The 18,667-nt window shown below is 62.5% G+C and carries 18 protein-coding genes; 5 read left to right on the forward strand and 13 right to left on the reverse strand.

All coding sequences use genetic code 11. From position 1 onward, the window contains the following. From AC1DUU_RS06180 to AC1DUU_RS06200, 5 genes are all read right to left on the reverse strand, one after another. The coding region (locus AC1DUU_RS06180) for an ABC transporter ATP-binding protein (protein ID WP_476782541.1) at window positions 1-658 on the reverse strand (658 nt) is incomplete at its 3' end. A 1-nt stretch (window position 659) separates the two neighbouring features. Beyond that, window positions 660-1,556 (reverse strand): ABC transporter permease, encoded by an 897-nt coding sequence (locus AC1DUU_RS06185; RefSeq protein ID WP_476782542.1) that lies wholly within the window; start codon window positions 1,554-1,556, stop codon window positions 660-662. Continuing rightward, the gene (locus tag AC1DUU_RS06190) at window positions 1,549-2,538 is read right to left on the reverse strand and encodes an ABC transporter permease (protein ID WP_476782543.1); all 990 of its coding nucleotides are present in this window, start codon (window positions 2,536-2,538) and stop codon (window positions 1,549-1,551) included. The genes AC1DUU_RS06185 and AC1DUU_RS06190 overlap by 8 nt, the downstream gene beginning before the upstream one ends. A 13-nt stretch (window positions 2,539-2,551) precedes the next feature. Beyond that, the gene (locus tag AC1DUU_RS06195; RefSeq protein ID WP_476782544.1) at window positions 2,552-4,156 is read right to left on the reverse strand and encodes an ABC transporter substrate-binding protein; all 1,605 of its coding nucleotides are present in this window, start codon (window positions 4,154-4,156) and stop codon (window positions 2,552-2,554) included. Between the two features lie 25 nt (window positions 4,157-4,181). Then, the gene (locus tag AC1DUU_RS06200) at window positions 4,182-5,738 is read right to left on the reverse strand and encodes a serine hydrolase domain-containing protein (RefSeq protein ID WP_476782545.1); all 1,557 of its coding nucleotides are present in this window, start codon (window positions 5,736-5,738) and stop codon (window positions 4,182-4,184) included. Window positions 5,739-6,091: 353 nt separating this feature from the next. On the opposite strand from AC1DUU_RS06200, the gene AC1DUU_RS06205 reads away from it, so the two are divergent. Further along, window positions 6,092-6,694, forward strand: a complete 603-nt coding sequence (locus AC1DUU_RS06205) for a helix-turn-helix domain-containing protein (protein ID WP_476782546.1) — start codon at window positions 6,092-6,094, stop codon at window positions 6,692-6,694. An 8-nt stretch (window positions 6,695-6,702) separates the two neighbouring features. Here the strand turns inward: AC1DUU_RS06205 and AC1DUU_RS06210 are convergent, their stop codons facing one another. The 6 genes from AC1DUU_RS06210 to AC1DUU_RS06235 are packed head-to-tail and all read right to left on the reverse strand — an operon-like array spanning window position 6,703 to window position 11,240. Further along, a complete protein-coding gene (locus tag AC1DUU_RS06210) occupies window positions 6,703-7,461 on the reverse strand; it encodes an ABC transporter ATP-binding protein (RefSeq protein ID WP_476782547.1) in 759 nt (252 codons plus the stop codon). 2 nt (window positions 7,462-7,463) lie between these two features. After that, on the reverse strand, window positions 7,464-8,528 hold the full coding sequence (locus AC1DUU_RS06215) for a FecCD family ABC transporter permease (RefSeq protein ID WP_476782548.1): 1,065 nt from the start codon (window positions 8,526-8,528) through the stop codon (window positions 7,464-7,466). Continuing rightward, window positions 8,528-9,235 (reverse strand): hypothetical protein, encoded by a 708-nt coding sequence (locus AC1DUU_RS06220; RefSeq protein WP_476782549.1) that lies wholly within the window; start codon window positions 9,233-9,235, stop codon window positions 8,528-8,530. The genes AC1DUU_RS06215 and AC1DUU_RS06220 overlap by 1 nt, the downstream gene beginning before the upstream one ends. Next, window positions 9,228-9,851, reverse strand: a complete 624-nt coding sequence (locus tag AC1DUU_RS06225) for a hypothetical protein (RefSeq protein WP_476782550.1) — start codon at window positions 9,849-9,851, stop codon at window positions 9,228-9,230. Before AC1DUU_RS06225 ends, AC1DUU_RS06220 begins: the two co-directional genes overlap by 8 nt. A 19-nt stretch (window positions 9,852-9,870) precedes the next feature. Next, window positions 9,871-10,950: an ABC transporter substrate-binding protein gene (locus AC1DUU_RS06230; protein WP_476782551.1), complete on the reverse strand. Its 1,080-nt coding sequence runs from the start codon at window positions 10,948-10,950 to the stop codon at window positions 9,871-9,873. Beyond that, a complete protein-coding gene (locus AC1DUU_RS06235) occupies window positions 10,947-11,240 on the reverse strand; it encodes a hypothetical protein (protein ID WP_476782552.1) in 294 nt (97 codons plus the stop codon). Before AC1DUU_RS06235 ends, AC1DUU_RS06230 begins: the two co-directional genes overlap by 4 nt. Window positions 11,241-11,288: 48 nt before the next feature. On the opposite strand from AC1DUU_RS06235, the gene AC1DUU_RS06240 reads away from it, so the two are divergent. The 4 genes from AC1DUU_RS06240 to AC1DUU_RS06255 all read left to right on the forward strand — a co-directional run bounded on the left by AC1DUU_RS06240 (window position 11,289) and on the right by AC1DUU_RS06255 (window position 17,213). After that, on the forward strand, window positions 11,289-11,798 hold the full coding sequence (locus AC1DUU_RS06240) for an invasion associated locus B family protein (RefSeq protein ID WP_476782553.1): 510 nt from the start codon (window positions 11,289-11,291) through the stop codon (window positions 11,796-11,798). 4 nt (window positions 11,799-11,802) lie between these two features. After that, a complete protein-coding gene (locus AC1DUU_RS06245; RefSeq protein ID WP_476782554.1) occupies window positions 11,803-12,441 on the forward strand; it encodes a L,D-transpeptidase in 639 nt (212 codons plus the stop codon). Between the two features lie 348 nt (window positions 12,442-12,789). After that, on the forward strand, window positions 12,790-14,031 hold the full coding sequence (locus tag AC1DUU_RS06250; RefSeq protein ID WP_476782555.1) for an efflux RND transporter periplasmic adaptor subunit: 1,242 nt from the start codon (window positions 12,790-12,792) through the stop codon (window positions 14,029-14,031). After that, window positions 14,028-17,213 carry an efflux RND transporter permease subunit gene (locus AC1DUU_RS06255; RefSeq protein WP_476782556.1) on the forward strand — a complete coding sequence of 1,062 codons (3,186 nt, stop codon included), beginning with the start codon at window positions 14,028-14,030 and terminating at the stop codon, window positions 17,211-17,213. Before AC1DUU_RS06250 ends, AC1DUU_RS06255 begins: the two co-directional genes overlap by 4 nt. A 74-nt stretch (window positions 17,214-17,287) precedes the next feature. Here AC1DUU_RS06255 and AC1DUU_RS06260 read toward each other — a convergent pair whose 3' ends face one another. Together AC1DUU_RS06260 and guaA are read right to left on the reverse strand one after the other, a co-directional pair. Beyond that, a complete protein-coding gene (locus AC1DUU_RS06260) occupies window positions 17,288-17,641 on the reverse strand; it encodes an amidohydrolase family protein (RefSeq protein ID WP_476782557.1) in 354 nt (117 codons plus the stop codon). Window positions 17,642-17,967: 326 nt separating this feature from the next. Then, window positions 17,968-18,667 (reverse strand): glutamine-hydrolyzing GMP synthase (guaA, locus tag AC1DUU_RS06265; RefSeq protein ID WP_476782558.1); only part of this gene is annotated, 700 nt, incomplete at its 5' end.

Genomic DNA, 18,667 nt, shown 5'->3' on the forward strand with positions numbered 1-18,667 from the left:
CATCGAGATCGTGGCTGATCAGGATCATCGCCGTGCCCTGCTCGCGGCTCAGCTCCTGCATCAGCCGCAGGATCTGCGCCTGCACGGTGACATCAAGTGCTGTGGTTGGCTCGTCGGCGATCAGCAGGGCCGGCTTGAGCGCAATCGCCGCAGCGATGACCACGCGCTGGCGCATGCCGCCGGACAATTGATGCGGGTAGGCGTCGATGCGGTGGGAAGCTTCCTGGATGCCAACACGTTCGAGCAGATCGAGGCTCGCTGAGCGGAGCGCCCGGCGCGACATGCCGGGGCGGTGGAAACGGAACACCTCGCCGATCTGGTCGCCGACGCGCATGACCGGGTTCAGCGTCGCCATCGCATCCTGAAACACCATGGCGATACGATTGCCACGCAGCTTGCGCCAGTCGCGGCTCGACAATCCAAGCATGTCGCGGCCTTCGAAGGTGACCGCGCCGCCCAATGTGGCGCGCGACGCGTCGGTGAGCCCCATCAGCGCATAGCCGATCGAGGATTTGCCCGAGCCGCTTTCGCCGACGACGCCGAGCACCGAACCGGGTGCCACGGAAAAGCTGACTCCATTGACCGCGCGGACCGGACCGTGGCGGCTGGGATAGTCGACCGTCAGGTCGCGGACCGACAACAAGGGAGAGGCTGTCATGTCACATCCTCTCCAGGCGGGGATCGAAATAGTCGCGCAGGAAATCGCCGAACAGGTTGATGCCGACCGAGGAGATCAGCACGGCGATGCCGGGAGCAATCACGATCCATGGCTGCTCATAGAGAAAGTCGCGGCCTTCCGAGATCATCACGCCCCAGGATGCGGTGGGCGGCTGGACGCCGAGGCCGAGGAAGGACAGAGCGGCCTCGGAGATGATCACCAGAGCGATGTCGAGGGTGGCGACGACGAGCACCGCCGGCAGCACATTGGGCAGGACGTGGGTGAAGATGATGCGCAGCTGCGACACGCCCATGGTGATCGCGGCATCGACATAGTCGAGGGTGCGGATACGCATGGTTTCGCTGCGCACGATGCGGGCGAAGTTGATCCACAGCGCAAAGGCCAGCGCCATGACGAGTGTGGCGAAACCCGCGCCCAGCACCGCCATGAAGATCAGCGCCAGAAGCAGGAAGGGAAAGGCGAGCTGGAAATCGACGATGCGCATGATGATGGTGTCGACGATCCCGCCGAAGTACCCAGCCAATGCGCCGAGCGTCGAGCCGACGACCAACGCGATCGACACCACGATCAGCGCCACCTGGATCGAGACCTGTGCGCCCATGATGGTGCGGCTCAGGATGTCACGGCCCATATTGTCGCCGCCGAGCAGGTTGGTGGTGCTGCCGCCATCCTGCCAGACGGTCGGAGCATAGCGCCATTCGATGACCTGCTGGGCATGATCATGCGGGGCCAGACTCGTCGCGAAGATTGCGCACAATACAACGATGGCAATCAGAAACAGGCCTGAGATGCCCTTGGCGCTGCGGCTCAGGGCACCGAGAAAGCGGCGCTCGCCGATTGCCTTTGTGGCGGCAGGCACGATCACGGCCTCAGTCATTGCGCACCCTCGGGTCGATGAAGCGGTAAAGGATATCGACGATCAGGTTCAGCGAGATGAACAGTGCCGCGGAAATCAGCACCACCGCCTGGATGATCGGATAGTCCCGGACCTGGATCGAATCGACGGCAAGCCGACCGATACCGGGCCAGGCGAACACCGTTTCGATGACGACGGTGCCCGAGAGCAGCGCCCCCATCTGCAGGCCGGCCAAAGTCACGATCGGCAGCAGCGCATTGCGCAGCGCATGGCGCAGGATGATGGTGAGGCGCGGCACGCCCTTGGCGGTGGCGAAGGTGATGTAGTCCTGCTGCAGGACTTCCAGCATGGCCGAGCGGATCAGTCGGGCATTGACGGCGACCAGCACGAAGGCGAGCGAGATCGACGGCATGATGAAATAGCGGAAGGCGTTCCAGAAGATGGAAAAGTCGCGCTCGGTCACTGCACGCCCTATGCTTGCCAGCGCCGATCCGCGATAGCCCGACGCGGGCAGCCAGCGCAGCTCGATGGAGAACCACAGGATCATCAGCACGGCGAGCAGGAAGCCCGGCATCGACACGCCAAGCACAGCAACGAAGGTGCCGGCATAGTCGATCCAGCTGTCGCGCTTGAGCGCTGTGACGATGCCGAGCGGGATGGCGATGGCGAATGCGAGGATGAGCGTCCAGAAGGCGAGCTCGCCGGTCGCCGGCAGGCGCTCGGCGATCAGGCTGGTGACAGGAACGCCCTGGCGGATCGAGGTGCCGAGGTCGCCCTGCACGGCACTGCCGAGATAGGCGACGAACTGCGCGGGCACGGAGCGCGTCAGCCCCATCTTCTCGCGCAGCATGTCCATGTCCTGGACGCTCATGCCGGGATTGCCGGCGGCAATCACGTCGACCGGATCGCCCGGCACGAGCTTGACCAGCGAGGCCACCACAAGGATGACCCCGAGGAGAATGACGGCCGCATAGAGCAGCCTCGATACCAGCAACCTCAGCATCAATCGGCGCGAGTCACGAGGCCATGCCGAGCTTGTCGATGCGCAACTCGCCGCCGGCATTCATGCGGGCATCGACGACGTCCTTGGCGACGACGGCGAAGTTGAGCGGCTCAAACAGCGGCTTCCAGTAAGCTTCCGTGACGACCTTGGCCTGGATTTTGTCGAGTACCGCCTGCCGCGCCGCCGGGTCGGAGGTCACGCGCTGCTCGGCGATCATGCCGTCGAGTTCGGCATTCTCGTGGAAGGCCCGGTTCAGCGCGCCCTTGGTGTGCAACACCGGATAGACGATATCGGCATCGGTGTAGGAATAGGTGGAGATGACCATGTCTTGCCCGCCCTGCGCGGTGATGGCCGCCCATTGCGCAATCGGCAAGGTTTCGATCGCGATCTCGACGCCGATCTCGCGCAGCTGGGCCTGGATCACCTCGGCGGTGCGACGGATGACCGGCGTGTCGTTGGCGACAAGCCTGACCTTGAGCCCATGGGCAACTCCTGCCTCGGCAAGCAACGCCTTGGCCTTTTCCGGATCATAGCCGTAGGACAGCTCAGCTGTCTTGGGCGAATAGCCTGCGATCGAGCTCGCTATCGGCGAGGTCGCAGGCACGGCGAAACCGTCAAGCGCAAAGGCGATCAGCCGCTTCTGGTCGATGGCATGCGCAAAGGCCTGGCGCACCTTCGGATTGTCGAAAGGCGGGCGCTTCTGGTTGAACACCAGCGCGCGCATCATCTGGGCCGGGCGCTCGATCATGATGGCATCGGGGTTGCCGCGCAGGCGCCGCACGCTGTCCAGCGGAACCGAGGCTCCACCATACATGGCATTGATTTCGCCTGTTTCGAAAGCCGCGATACGGGTCGAATCCTCGGGGTAATGGAACAGTTCGACAGCATCGATGCGCGCGGGCGCGGCAACGGGCGCATAGTCGTCGTTGCGCTCCAGGCGCATGCCGCGGTCGGTCGACCATGACACGAACTTGAACGGACCGGCACCAACCGGTTTGCGGCCGAACTGATCACCTGCGGCCTCCACGGCTGCACGCGAGATCGGCGCGGAATAGCCGAGCGTCAGGCCGACCCAGACGGCAACGAAGGGCTCCTTGAAGTGATAGGCTACGGTCAGTGGGTCGATGACTTCGGCGCGTTCCAACGGGCCAAGGAAGAAGGCGCTGGGCGACGCCGCTTCAGGCGCCAGATGGCGCGCGACGGTCCAGGCCACCGCCTCGGCATCGCAAGGCGTGCCGTCATGGAACTTGACACCCGGCTTCAGCTTGAAGGTCAGCGTCTTGTTTTCGTTGCTGAAGGCCCAGCTTTCGGCGAGGCCCGGCAGGACCTCGCTGTCGTAGCCGGCACGCGCCAACGGCTCGTAGATCATGTCCATCGTCGTCGAGGACACCGACAGCGTGGTCTTGTGCGGGTCGAGCGTATCGGGCTCTTCCGAGCGGCCGACACGCAGCGTGCCGCCGGTCTGCTGGGCAAGTGCCTTGCCGGGCATGCCAAGCGTTGCGGCAGCCGCAAGGGCAGCGGCGCCACCGAGGAAGCCGCGGCGCGACAGGGTGGCCTGCTTGAAATAGGCGCGTGCCAGCGCGTCGAATTCCAGGGGAGACAGGTTCCGAAGGGACATTTTACACCTCGCCGTAAGTGGTTGATCAGGCTCGCTTGAAGGCCAGTTTCTTGATGCGGTCGGAGTTCATCTCGAAGCCGTCGCCGGTCACCGCCAGCGTCGCATTCCACGGCAGGCCGGGACGCATGTCAGTGCCGGGCTGCAACAGGAACCAAAGGTCGGCATCGGCAGCGACGATAGGCGCTGTCATTGCGCCCAGTCCCGAGCGCAGGCGAAATTCGCCCTTCTGCGCATCGCCTGTGATCTCGACCTCAAAATCCTGGGCCTTGTTGACGTAACGCCCGGCCAGCGGACGCGCGGCGGTGGCATCGGCCTGAAGCGGCGCATAGACGCGCGGCGAGCCGCAGAACACACCATCGACCTTGCCATCGGCACGCGGGCTCAGCACCAGATCGGTGATGGCGCGTTCTGGCTTGGCGCCACCTTGATGGCCGAAGTCGAAGCCGCCGACCCCACCTGAATTGAGGAAAGTCGGCACGCCGTCCTTGGCGACGATCTCGAAGACGTCAGGGCCGCCTTCCTGGCGGTAACGGCCTGGGGCGAGCGCGATCGGTGCCGGGGTTTCGTCGCCGAAATAGATGTCGGCGATGYGGCGGCCGAGCGCGAAAGATGCGACCTGGTCGTTGTTGGCGATGATGACGACACCAAAACCGTCATCGACAAAGCGGGTCGATTCCGACTTGCCGCCGGCGACCGTTCCGCCATGACCGACAGCACGCCTGCCACGATAGACGTCGGTAACGAGGCCAAGGCCGTAGAAGCCCGTCGCGCCGTTGTCGAAGACGCAAGGGGTTGCCATGCGTTCATACATTGCAGGCGTTCCGACCTTGGGATCGAACAGGTTCTGCTGCCAGACGATCATGTCGTCGAGGGTCGAAATCATGCCGCCCTCGCCGCCGAGATCGAGCCCCCAGTTGAGGTTGGCCCAGCCATCGGTGCGCTTGGTGTAGTGCGCGGCCAGCCGCTTCATCGCCGTTCCGTCGCGGATCAGCAGCGAGGTGTCGTCCATGCCAAGTGGGCCGGTGATGCGCTTGCGCAGCACCTCGTTGAAGGTTGCGCCCTCGATCTGCTCGATGATCTCCGACAGCATGAAGAAGCCCGCATTGCAGTAGGTCATAGCGCTGCTGGGCTTAAAATTCAGCGCATCCTGGCGGGCTATGACATCGCGGCCAGTTTGCCGGTCGGACGGCGTGAAGATCGACAGGCCGGCGAAGATCATGGCTTCAAGGTGATCGCGGAAGCCCGACGTGTTGGATGCCAGGTGCTCGAGCGTCACAGGCTGCTCCAGACGGGGCACGTATGGCAGGTGCTTCTGCACTTCGTCCGACAGGGCGAGCTTGCCTTCTGCTTCCAGCATCAGGATCAGCAGGACGGTGAACTGCTTGGTCTGCGAGCCGATGCGGATGATCGCCTTGCGGTCCATCGGCACGGCATTGTTGATGTTGGCGAGACCGTAGGTATTGGCGAAGATCTCACGTCCGCTTTCGGTGACCGCCACGACCGCGCCCGGGCTGTCGGGGCCGGTGAAATCGTTGAACAGCGCATCGATGCGCGCGGCAAAATCGGCCGGTGCCTTGGTCATGCCGGTCACTCCCTTCCTGATGTCATCGGATTGCCGGCGGCGCCGAGCGCTGCGCCGGATGTGCATGGAAAACGGTTGGCGCAACGCATCAGGCTCAGCCGCGATGCCGTGCCTTTATTGTGTCTGTCGTTACGCATGGTCCTGCCCTCCCGCATTGACCTTGGCACGACGCGCTGGGCGTCATGGGGTGCAGGGAAGTCGCCCTGCTCGTCAAAAGTTTTTGCCGTTCCCGCTTTTTTATGATGCAATCGGTAAGATTTCTTTTTGCATACGTCAAGTCATTTGCGTAAACGCTAAATCCTTGCCATTTTAGAAAACGAAAATAGGCTCAGCGCGCCGAGGCTGGAGAGAATGTGACCCAACAACCGCGACTGAGTGAATGCTTGCGCGCCGTGCGGCAGCGTCATGGGCTGACGTTGCAGGAAGTCAGCGAGCGCACGGGACTCGCCTTGTCGACGCTGTCGAAGGTCGAAAACGACCTGATGTCACTGACTTATGACAAGATCCTGCAGATCTGCACGGGACTCGATATCCCCGTTACGGAACTGTTGAATTTCGAACCGGCCAAGGGCGTGGAGCGCACAAGGCGTTCGGTGGTCTCTGCGGCGAACACGCTGCAGCTGGCGACACGGAACTACGACTACCGCTATCTGTGCACCGACCTGATCAACAAGCGCATGGTGCCGATCATCGCCAAGATCCATGYCCGCACGCTCGAAGAATTCGGCCCGCTGGTCCGCCACGTCGGCGAGGAATTCACCTATGTGATCGACGGCGAGATCGAAATCCACACCGACCACTATGCGCCGACGCGGCTCGCCACTGGTGACGGCGTCTACATCGATTCGACCATGGGCCACGGCTATGTCTCGGTCGGCACTGGCGAGGCGACGATCCTGTGCGTCTGCTCCGCACCCGAATCGGGGCTGGAGCAGGTGCTTATCGATCAGGCTTGAGCCGCCCGTCAGCGATCTATCGAGGCATAGTTGGCGACGATGCTCGACGTCTGGATCTCACCGCTGCGATAGTCCAGCCGCCGCATCGACAGGCCATAAAGCTCGGAGAGCTTGCTTTCCGTGCACATGGCGGCGACGGGACCTTCCTCGCTTCTGGCAGAGCCGTGCAGCAGGACTGCCCGGTCGGCGATTTCCAGCGCATGGGTCGGCTCATGCGTCGTCATGATGATGGTGAGGCCTCGCTCCAGTGAAAGCCGGCGCAGCATCGACAGCACCACCGCCTGGTTGCGGAAATCAAGTGCTGAGGCCGGTTCGTCGAGAAGCAGGATATCGGCTTCCGAGGCCAGCGCACGGGCGATAAGCACGAGTTGTCGCTCTCCGCCCGACAAGGTGCCGATCGCGCGCTTGGCAAACGCCTGCAAGCCGACAAGTTCCAGAGCGTCTGCCGCGTGTTGCCTATCGTGGGCTGTCGCATTCGAAAACAGCCCGACGTGGCGTGCCCGCCCCATCAGCACGACATCCGACACCGAATAGGCGAAGGGCGAGGCGAAATGCTGCGGGACATAACCGACAGTGCCACTACTGCGTATCGTACCAGCGGCCGGGGCTATGAGGCCTGCGATGCATTTCAGCATCGTTGTCTTGCCGCGCCCGTTGCGCCCGAGCAGGACCAGCGTCTGCCCCTGCTCAAGCGAAAAAGACAGATCGCGAAACAGCCATGCTGCATCGGCGCCATAACGAAAGCCCAGCGACTGCGCGTTGATCATCGCTACCAGCCTTCATTGTGGGTTCGATGCAACAGCACCATGAACACCGGCGCGCCGACGATGGCGGTAAGCACCCCAAGCGGGATTTCGGCTGGAATGAGCGAGCGCGCCATGACATCGACGAGCAGCATGAAGCTCGCGCCCAGCAGCGCAGATGCCGGCAGCAGCCTGCGGTGATCGGGCCCGACGAGCGAACGGGCGAAATGCGGCACCACCAGGCCGACCCAGCCGATGATGCCGGAATTGGCGACGCTTGCAGCCGTGATGCCCGTGACGCAGCACAGCACCAGCCATCGCGTCGGCTCGACCTTGAGGCCGAGCCCACGGGCCTCCTCGTCACCGAGCGACAGGATGTTGATGCGAAAACGCATCAGCAGCAGCGGCAGGGCAAAGACAGCCACGATCGGCACCATGTACAGCGCGCGTTCGGGCGTTGCGCTGGCGAACGATCCCATCAGCCAGAAAACGATGGCCGGCAGCGTGTCATTGGGGTCGGCGAGATAGGTGGCGAGCGAGACCAGGGCGGAAAACAGCGCAGAAATGACCACGCCCGACAACACCAGCATCAGGATCGACGAACGGCCAGACTTGCGGCTCATCACAACGACCAGCAGCAACGCGGCGAGCCCGAAGGCAAAGGCCATCGACCATAAGGCGACGGCGCCGAGGCCAAGCAGGATCGCGAAAACGCCGCCGAAGGCCGCACCCGAGGACACACCGATGACATGCGGATCAACGAGCGGATTGCGGAAGACGCCCTGAAGCACAGCACCGGAAAGCGCGAGGCCAGCACCGACGAAACCGCCTATCAGCATGCGCGGAACGCGCACCAGCTCGACCACCCGCCACACCGGTTCGGCAACGCCCGCGCGGCCCGGGCCGATTCCAAGCCAGCCCAAGACCAGCGTCGACAGATCGCCAAGACCAACGCCATAGCGGCCGATCGACAGCGAACCGACCATTGCCGCCAAAAGCAGAACGACAAGGGCGGGCATGGCCAAGCCGATGCCGCTCTCCCGCACATTGGCAGCCGTGGTCGTGCCGTCGTTATCGACCATCGAAGACATTATGCCGGCCCGGGCGGCGTTGGCCGATACGGTTCATGATACGCAGCGGGTTCGTCGGTGAAGACCAGGGCCCTCAGAATATCCTGGAACAGGTTGGGGTCATGGCGCGGGTCGGAGCAGAACTGCTCGATATGGTCGCCATTGTGCATGAACACCTTGCCGCCGCCGGGCATGCGCCAGACCCAGTCGACCGGGCCTTCGTGGATGGTGCCATCGGCCGTCGGCCCGCCGATCAGGCACAGCCACTGTGCACCCTCGGGTGCATCGGCATAGCCGCGTGCGTATTGTCCCAAAATACCTTCGTGGCGATGGAAGTTCTCACAATCCATGCGGCCGAAATAGCCGCCCGGCTCGGCGGGCCGGATCATCCAGTTGGTGAAGGGCTTGGGGCTGACCGCCTTGAACGGCGACAGGCAAGGCAGCCACGGGATGATGATGTGGCCGTTGATCAGGAAATGGCCGCCCGAGGCGAGGTAGTCGACAAGCTTCGGCTCGATCGACTTGAGGAAGATCTGGTCGTGCATGCCCGACAGCATCAGCACGTCGACATCGCCGAGGTCCCTGCCCTCGAGTTCGTAGATGTCGATGGCGCTGTAGCGCCAGTCCTGCGGCACCAGACCGCCAATGCGATCGATATTGTAGCTCCGGGTTGAGCGGACATAGAGCAGGTGCGGCTTGTTTCCGCCGCGAAATCTGGTCTCAGCCACGGGTTTGCACCTCCGCCTTGAGCCAGGGGTAGAAGCCGTTGAGAAAGCGCGTCGTCGCCGGCATGAAGCGACGCCCATGATGCGTATGCGGATCGATGGTCGAGGCAATCAGCCTGCCGCCCCCGTCGACCGGCAGGTCGAACATCAGGCAGCCCTCGTCATTGTCGAGATTGAGGATCGGCGTCGCGGCCTCGGGGAAACGAAACGCGCCGAAGAAGTGCCAGCACATGTCGGCGAGCGGGATCGCCTGAGCCATCGAGTGCAGTGGCGTCGGCTGATAGGCCTCCATGCGTCCGCCGGGGCGCATCCACCACTTCCAGTCTTCGGTCTCGCGGCTGAACCACTGCACGGACACGACATCGAGCCATTCGTCCATGCGGTTCGGTTCGAAGACGATCAGGAAGCCGCCCTGCGCCAGATAGTCGTTGAGCTGGCGGGCATGCTTACGCAGCAGGTCCTGGTTGGAGAAGTCAGGGACGACGATCGCCTTGAATGCGCTCAGGTCAACGCGGTCGATGAAGCGCAGATAAATCTCTTCATCCAGCCAGGCCTTGTAGTCCTGAAAGCATTGCAGATGCGCGCCATCGCCCGATGTGACGAAACCGATATCCTTCACGTCAGTTGCTCCCCGACCGTTACTTGGCCGCGCCGAAGCTTTTGGCGTAGCCCGCGCTGTTGCCGTTCCAGCCCATCTGCATCAGCTGGTCGATCTGCTCTGCGGTCAGCTCCTTGCCATAGAGGAACTTGAAGCCATCAGAGACTGCCTTGCGCATGTCGGTGTCGAACAATTCGGGATAGCCGATTTCGGCGAACCACTGATAGGCAAGCTCGCCCCCGGCAGCGGTCGCCGGATCGATGGCCGGGGTCTTGTAGACCCGCGCGTTCTTGACCGCGTCTAGGCTGGCGAGGACGGGGTGGCTGAGGATGTCGGCCGGCTTGATCGTGTCGTTGTAGTAGTTGACCAGGATGATGTCTGGGTTCCACTGCAGCAGCGATTCTGCCCCGACCTTGACCGAACCTTCGGTGAAGCCTGCTTCAGTCGCGGCATTCACGAGGCCCGATGCCGTGAAATATGCTTCCTCGCGGCCAAAGACGACGAACTCGTTATCGTTCATGCTGTCGATGAAGACGATACGCGGACGCTTGCGGTCGGCTGCCGCGAGCACGGCGGAAATGTCCTTGACCGTCTTGTCCTCCCAATCGAGGAACGCCTGGGCACGTTCCTGCTTGCCCAAGATCTGGCCGAGCATGGCGATATAGCCGCGCCGGGTCTCGCGCGATTCCGTGCTGACCGTCGCCACCTTGATGCCGGCGTTTTCCATCGGCGCGACGCGCTCGTCGCCCTTGGCCTGCCACTGCAGAACGACGTCGGGGCCGGCCTTCAGGATTTCCTCGACATTGGGAATGAAGTTGGGCGCCACCAGGTCGGTGCGGATGTTGGCAATCTCGGGGAAAAGCTGGCCGATGACGCCCTTCATCAGGGCACTTTGCGCGCGCGGATTGATCGCCATCAGGCGGTCGGTTCCGCCATCGATGGCAATCATCGCCTCGGGAATGGGCAGCGGGAAGATCGCGACTTTCTTGACCGGATTCTCGATCTGGACTGGCTGGCCGCGGGAATCCGTAATGGAAACCGCCTCGGCCTGGGCGAAATTGGACGTTGCGACCAACGCCGCAAATCCAAGGGCCGCAGCGGAATGTCGGATTGTCATCATCTGAAATCTCCTGTCGCCATCGCGGCGGACAGGCATCGGATAATAATCATGACTATCGTCGTCAAGTTTTTTCTTAGGGCAAGCTCATATGGCCGCTGGCTATACGCATCGCCACAGCACTGCTTGCCGTTCGCTTCCGCGCGGTCCAATCTCTCGCTTGTACGACCTGTTTTTTTAAACCAGCCGAGTCTGCCCCAGCCGTCATGAAAGGCGTCGACATGCCCGTCCATCATCTTCTGATTGGCCAGAGCTCCCTGGCGAACAGCCAAGCCGGGCAACCGCGCAGGCACAGGTCCAGCTTCCTGGCCGCGGCTTGCGGGACCCTGATCCTGGGTGCGGTGGGTCAAGCCAGTGCACAGGACGCTGCACCTTCGGCGCTGTCGGAGACCTATGGCGACTGGATCGTTCAGTGCGCCAATACAGCGCCGCCCAAGCAGGAGGGACAAGAGCCGGCCTCGAAACGTATCTGCCAGGTGTCGCAGAGCCTGGCGCAGGGCAATTCCAACCAGCGCGTGCTGATGATCGTGTTCGAAGGCGCAGCAAAGGACAAGCAGCCGCTGGCCGGCACGGTCATCGCGCCTTTCGGCATCGACCTGCCATCCGGGCTGTCGTTGCGCATCAAGGACGATGTCTATGCCAAGGCGGCCTACAAGACCTGCCTGCCGCAAGGCTGCGTCGCCCCGGTTGTCGTCGATGCCAAGTTCGAGGCAGCGCTTCGAGCCAACGAGAAACTGACCGTGGCGATGACTGCGTCGGATACGGGCGCACCGGTGAACCTCGATGTGTCGCTGAAAGGCCTGGCCCAGAGTCTGGACAGGCTGAAGAAGCTTGCGGCGGCCGGCGGCTAGGGCAATGACGGCGATGTCGGGCATGCCCTGGCGTGCGCTGCTGCTCGTTGCCATGGTGTTTCTGGTGGCGTCCTGCACAAGCCAAGGTTCGCTCGAACCGGCACTTTCCAAAGCTGAGATCGAAAGCCGGCAGCAGGCCTATGCCAACGAGGCCTATCCGGTTCGCATCGTCGACCGGCGCAAGTTTGATCCGCGTCTCAAGCCAACGGTGGTTGCGGCACCGGCCGGCTATGGCGCCGGCACCATTGTGGTCAACACCGGAGAAAAGCTGCTTTATCTCATTCGCAACGATGGCACCGCCTATCGCTACGGCATCGCTGTTGGGGCGACAGGTCATGCCTGGTCGGGCAACGCAACGATCGGACGCAAGGCCAAGTGGCCGGCCTGGTATCCGACCGACGACATGCACAGCCAGACCCCGCAATTGCCGCGCAGGATCGAACCGGGACCGCAAAACCCGCTCGGTGCACGCGCGCTGTATCTCTACAATGGCGGCGTCGACACGCTTTACCGCATCCACGGCACCTCCGAACCATGGACCATCGGCACCGAGGCGTCCTCCGGCTGCATCCGCATGCTCAACGAGGACGTGATCGATCTCTACGAAAAAGCCCCAAACGGCGCGCGCGTGGTCGTGCTGTAGGAACGAACCTGCGTGGGCCATATGGCCTGCCAGCTGGAACATGATCCCGTAAAATGGTAACCGGTTTCCATAAGATAGAGCCCCATTCCGATCTAGCCTACGGCCAGCCGCCCGGCGGCCAGAATCAACAATCCGCCTGCTGTGCCTTCCACCAACTGACGACGGCACGTTGCGCCGGCAACGCCCTCTCCTAGAACGGCATTCTCTCAGAAAAGTGTCGGCAGCGCGGCTTTGCAACGGCCGCAAAACGTCTGTTGACCTTCCAGTCACTAGAAACACTACCGTCGCCGCAAATCATCAAGCAGTGCCGTCGGAGACGTCACGCATTCTGACGGCGAGGTAGAACAAATGACTAGGAAGTCCAGGATATTTCTCTTCACATTAGCGGCTGCGGGGGGCGGCGCATTACTTGCTTATTTCAATGGTGTGCCTGCCATTGTCAGCCAGGCGCTGACTTCAAGCGAAACGAGCAGCACCGCTCTCATGGCCTCGCCACCGCCCCAGGTGCCTGTCGCTGAGGTCGTCACGCGGGTGATCGCACGTTCGTCGGAGTTTACCGGCGTCGTGGCAGCCGCAAAAACGGTGGAACTGCGCCCGCGTGTCGGCGGGATGCTTGAATCGGTCAGCATGCCGGAAGGTGGTCTCGTCGAACGAGGCCAGTTGCTCTTCAAGATCGACCCRCGGCCGTTTGAGGTCGCGCTCCAGAATGCCGAAGCGCAGCTGCAACGGGCAGAGGTTCTGCTCTCCCAGGCCAAGACCGATCTCGATCGATCGCAGCGGCTGCTGCCTTCCGGAGCCATCCCCAGCAAGACCTATGATGACGACGTGTCCGGGAAGCAGGAGCGGCAAGCGCAGGTGCTGGAGGCCAAGGCCGCAGTTGCAGCAGCCAGGCTCGACCTTTCCTACTCCCGCGTGACTGCCCCGATCGCGGGACGCGTCGACAGGGTGCTGGTGACGGAAGGAAACCTCGTCACCGGAGCGTCCGGAGGCGCGGCGACATTGCTCACCACGATCGTGTCGGTCGACCCCATACATGTTTATTTCGATATCGATGAACCGACCTACCTGAGTTTTCTAAGCGAAGCCCGTCCCGAGGCCGTGGGGCGCAAGGATACCTCATTCCTCGTCGAAGTCGGGCTCGCCACCGATAAAGGCTACCCTCATTCGGGCACTTTGGACTTCCTCGGAAACCGTATCGATCAAAGCACCGGGACAATTCGCGCCCGAGCCGTGCTGGCCAATCCCAAAGGCCGACTGACACCAGGCCTGTTCGCGCGCGCAAAGCTTGCCACGAGCGCGCCGATCGAGACCGTTCTCATCGATGATCAAGCGGTCGGGACCGATCAGGGACGGCGCTACGTCCTTGTGCTGGGTGCCGGTGACATGGTCGAATACCGGCCGGTGGAATTGGGCGCGATGAGCGATGGGCTGCGCGTCGTTGCAAGCGGCCTCAACCCTGGTGACACGGTCATCATCAAGGGGCTCGTCCGACCCGGCATGCAGGTGACCCCGAACCGGATCGCGATGGCCCCTGATCAGCGCTCAGTCGACGGCATTGCCGAAGGCAATACGCAGGAAGCACGTCGATGAGCCTGCCGCACTTTTTCATCAATAGGCCGATCTTTGCGATCGTTCTCTCGGCCCTCATGCTGATCGCGGGAGCGATCACCCTGTTTCAGCTGCCGCTGAGCGAATATCCGGYGGTCACCCCGCCGACCGTGCAGGTGACTGCTAGTTATCCCGGCGCCAACCCGCAGGTCATCGCCGAGACCGTGGCCTCGCCACTCGAACAATCGATCAATGGCGTCGAGGGCATGCTCTATATGAGCTCGCAGGCCGCGACCGACGGCAGGATGACGCTCACCGTCACCTTCGCCCAGGGCACGGATCCGGACATGGCCCAGATCCAGGTGCAGAACCGCGTGTCGCGGGCTCTGCCACGCCTGCCGGAAGAAGTTCAACGCATCGGCGTCGTCACCCAGAAGACGTCGCCCGACATCCTGATGGTGGTGCACCTTGTATCGCCCGACAAACGCTACGATCCCCTCTACATCTCCAACTTTGCCAGCCTCCAAATTCGCGACACGCTCGCCCGCCTGCCAGGAGTCGGCGACGTCATCATATGGGGTGCGGGCGAATACGCCATGCGTGTCTGGCTGGACCCCGCCAAAGTCGCGGCACGCGGACTGACCGCTGCGGATGTCGTCGCCGCTATTCGCGAACAAAACCTCCAGGTCGCAGCCGGCTCGGTGGGTCAGCAGCCATCGCAGGCCGCGAGCTATGAAGTCACGGTCAGTACACTGGGCCGGCTGTCCAGCGAGGAACAATTCGGCGAGATCGTCATCAAGACGGGCGAGGACGGGCAGATCGTGCGTCTGCGCGATGTCGCGCGAATTGGTCTCGGTTCCGATGGCTACGCGTTGCGTAGCCTGCTTGACGGTGAGCCGGCCGTCGCGATGCAGATCATTCAACGACCAGGTGCAAATGCGCTTGATGTCTCGAACGCCGTGCACGCCGAGATGAAGCAATTGCAGCGCGGTTTTCCGGAGGGCCTGGAATACCGGATTGCCTACGATCCAACCGTCTTCGTGCGCGCGTCCCTTGCCGCCGTCATGGTGACGTTGCTTGAAGCGATCGTTCTCGTCGTCATCGTCGTCGTGCTGTTCCTGCAGTCGTGGCGTGCTTCCATCATTCCGCTGGTTGCCGTGCCCATATCGCTCATCAGCACGCTTGCGGTGATGTATCTCATGGGTTTCTCGCTCAACACATTGTCGCTGTTCGGCCTGGTTCTTTCGATCGGCATCGTGGTCGACGACGCCATCGTTGTCGTCGAGAACGTCGAACGGCATATCGGTCTTGGCGAAACGCCGAAGGACGCGGCCCGCAAGGCGATGGACGAGGTGACAGCGCCAATCATCGCGATCACGTCGGTCCTTGCCGCAGTGTTCATTCCGTCCGCATTTCTGTCGGGCCTTCAGGGCGAGTTCTACCGCCAGTTCGCGGTCACCATTGCGATCTCGACAGTTCTTTCGGCGGTCAACTCGCTGACGCTTTCGCCAGCACTGGCAGCCGTTCTCTTGAAGCCGCACCACGACGGGTCAAAGCGCGATTGGCTCACCCGTGGCATCGATTTCGCATTCGGCCGGTTCTTTCGTCTGTTCAATCGCTTTTTCGACAGGGCATCGAACGCCTATGTCGGCACGGCACGTCGCGCCATCCGCATCAGCGGCGTGATCCTGGCACTCTATGCAGGACTTGTTGGAATGACCTGGATGGGATTCCAGAGCATCCCGACCGGTTTCGTGCCCACGCAGGACAAGTACTATCTCGTCGGCATTGCCCAGTTGCCATCCGGAGCGTCGCTCGACCGGACCGAGGCTGTCGTCAAGGAGATGTCCAGGATCGCGTTGGAGGAGCCGGGCGTCGAGAGCATCGTGGCCTTTCCGGGCCTCTCCGTGAACGGCTTCGTCAACCTGCCAAATGCCGCCGTCGTCTTCGCCATGCTCGATCCATTCGATCAGCGCAAGGATCCGTCGCTCTCAGCCAATGCGATCGCCGGACGGCTGATGGGCAAGTACAGCCAGATCCCGGACGGCTTCGTCGGCATTTTCCCGCCGYCGCCTGTGCCGGGGCTCGGAACGATAGGTGGTTTCAAGCTCCAGATCGAGGATCGCTCCGGGGCAGGCCTCGAGGCCCTTGCCAAGGTGCAGGGCGAGGTCATGGCGAAGGCCGCGCAGGCGCCGGAACTTGCTGGCATGATGGCGAGCTTCCAGATGAACGCGCCGCAGGTTCAGGTCGATCTCGATCGGGTCAAGGCCAAGGCGCAAGGTGTTCCGTTGACGGAGATCTTCGAGACATTGCAGGTCAATCTGGGCTCCTTGTACGCAAACGATTTCAACCGTTTCGGCCGCACCTATCGCGTGATCGTCCAGGCGGACGAGCCGTTCCGCGCTCAAGTGGACGACATTGCACGCCTGAAGGTTCGCAATGCCGCAGGCGAGATGGTTCCCCTCGCTGCCCTTGCAACTGTCGTTACCAGTTCAGGACCAGACCGGGTGATGCACTACAATGGCTACCCCTCGGTCGACATAACGGGAGGCGCAGCACCGGGTTATTCGTCCGGGCAGGCGACAGCGGCAATCGAGCGTATCCTGCATGAGACGCTTCCAGCCGGCATGGCGTTCGAGTGGACCGACCTGGTCTTCCAGGAAAAGCAAGCCGGGAACACGGCCATGATCGTGTTTCCGCTGGCGGTGTTGCTGGCATTCCTGATCCTGGCAGCCCAGTACAACAGCTGGTCATTGCCCTTCACGGTCCTGCTCATCGCGCCGATGGCGTTGCTCTCTGCCATCGGCGGCGTCTGGCTCTCAAACGGTGACAACAACATCTTCACCCAGATCGCATTTGTCGTGTTGGTCGGCCTTGCGGCCAAGAATGCCATTCTGATCGTGGAGTTCGCCTATGAAGAGGAAAAGAAGGGGCGGGATCCAGTTGCCGCGGCGCTCGAAGCCGCGCGCCTGCGTCTGCGGCCTATCCTGATGACGTCGCTCGCATTCATTGCCGGCGTCGTGCCACTTGTCATTGCGACGGGAGCCGGTGCGGAGATGCGCAATGCCATGGGCATCGCCGTGTTCGCCGGCATGGTTGGCGTGACATTCTTCGGGCTGATCCTGACGCCTGTCTTCTACGTCGTCGTCCGACGGATGGTATTGCGGCGAGCAACCAGATCCGAGGCAAACGCGACGGCTGTCGAAGGCGATCCCGTGGGCTGACGAATACGGGGCGGGCGAGGCTCAAGCCTCCCCGCCCCGATGATCGCCACTTCAAGTGCCTGCGCGGCGCGCAATCACTCGTCGAACATACCGTCCGGGTCGTAGACAGGCTCGCCTTGCAACAGTGTGGCCACGACTTTCGCCTCGCCGACCTGCTTGGCCGGAATCTCGGTGATGTCGCGGTCGATCACCGCGAGATCGGCTAACTTTCCGACCTCGATCGAGCCGGTGGTCTTGTCCTGGTGCAGCAGCCGCGCCGGATTGATGGTCATCCACTCGATGGCGGTTGCGACATCCGGCGCGCCGTCGGTCTCGCGCGTCACGGCTGCCTGGATCTTGACCAGCGGCGACAACTCGTCGGCGTCGCCGCAGACAACAGTTCTACATAGGGGAATTGCGATGTTCCAAGGAATCAAATCAAAGCTCAATAACATCAGCACCATCAAGCGTCTCTGCGAGCGGGCGGAAACCTACGCCTTGCAGGACTAGCAGCGCGAACCCGGGGCCGAACATTTCCTGCTGGCCTCGCTCGATCTGCCGGACGGCACCGCGCGCCTCGCCTTCGAGCAGACGAGGGTGGAGCCTGACGCCCTAAGGGCGGCGATCGAACGGCAGTATGCTGATGCCCTTCCGCGCGAGCGCTCCGCGCCTTGGGCGTCGATTCCATCATCCTGAAATCGACAGCCGATGCGATAGCCGAAGCTGGCCGAGTCCGCTGATATCTACACTGTGGCGGCGCTCGGATGGGCCTGAATCATTCCCACTCGATCGTGCCGGGCGGCTTGCTGGTCACGTCATAGACCACCCGGTTGATGCCCTTCACCTCGTTGATGATGCGGGTGGCGGCCTGGCCGAGGAAGTTCATGTCGTAGTGGTAGAAGTCGGCGGTCATGCCGTCGACGGAGGTGACCGCGCGCAGCGCGCAGACGAATTCGTAGGTGCGGCCGTCGCCCATGACGCCGACTGTCTGGACCGGCAACAGCACGGCAAAGGCCTGCCAGATGGCGTCGTAGAGGCCTGCCTTGCGGATCTCGTCGAGATAGATCGCATCGGCCTGGCGCAGGATTTCGAGCTTTTCGCGGGTGATGCCGCCGGGGCAACGGATAGCAAGGCCCGGTCCGGGGAACGGATGGCGGCCGATGAAGCTGTCGGGCAGGCCGAGCTCCTTGCCCAGCACACGCACCTCGTCCTTGAACAGCTCGCGCAGCGGCTCGACAAGCTTCATGTTCATGCGGTCGGGCAGACCGCCGACATTGTGGTGCGACTTGATGGTGACCGAGGGACCGCCGGTGAAGGAGACGCTTTCGATGACGTCTGGGTAGAGCGTACCTTGAGCCAGGAAATCAGCACCGCCGAGCTTCTTGGCCTCTTCTTCGAAGACTTCGATGAACAGGCGCCCAATGGTCTTGCGCTTGGTTTCGGGGTCGGCCTCGCCTTCGAGCGCATCGATGAAG

This window comes from Aminobacter sp. P4_H6_2 (assembly GCF_056400805.1).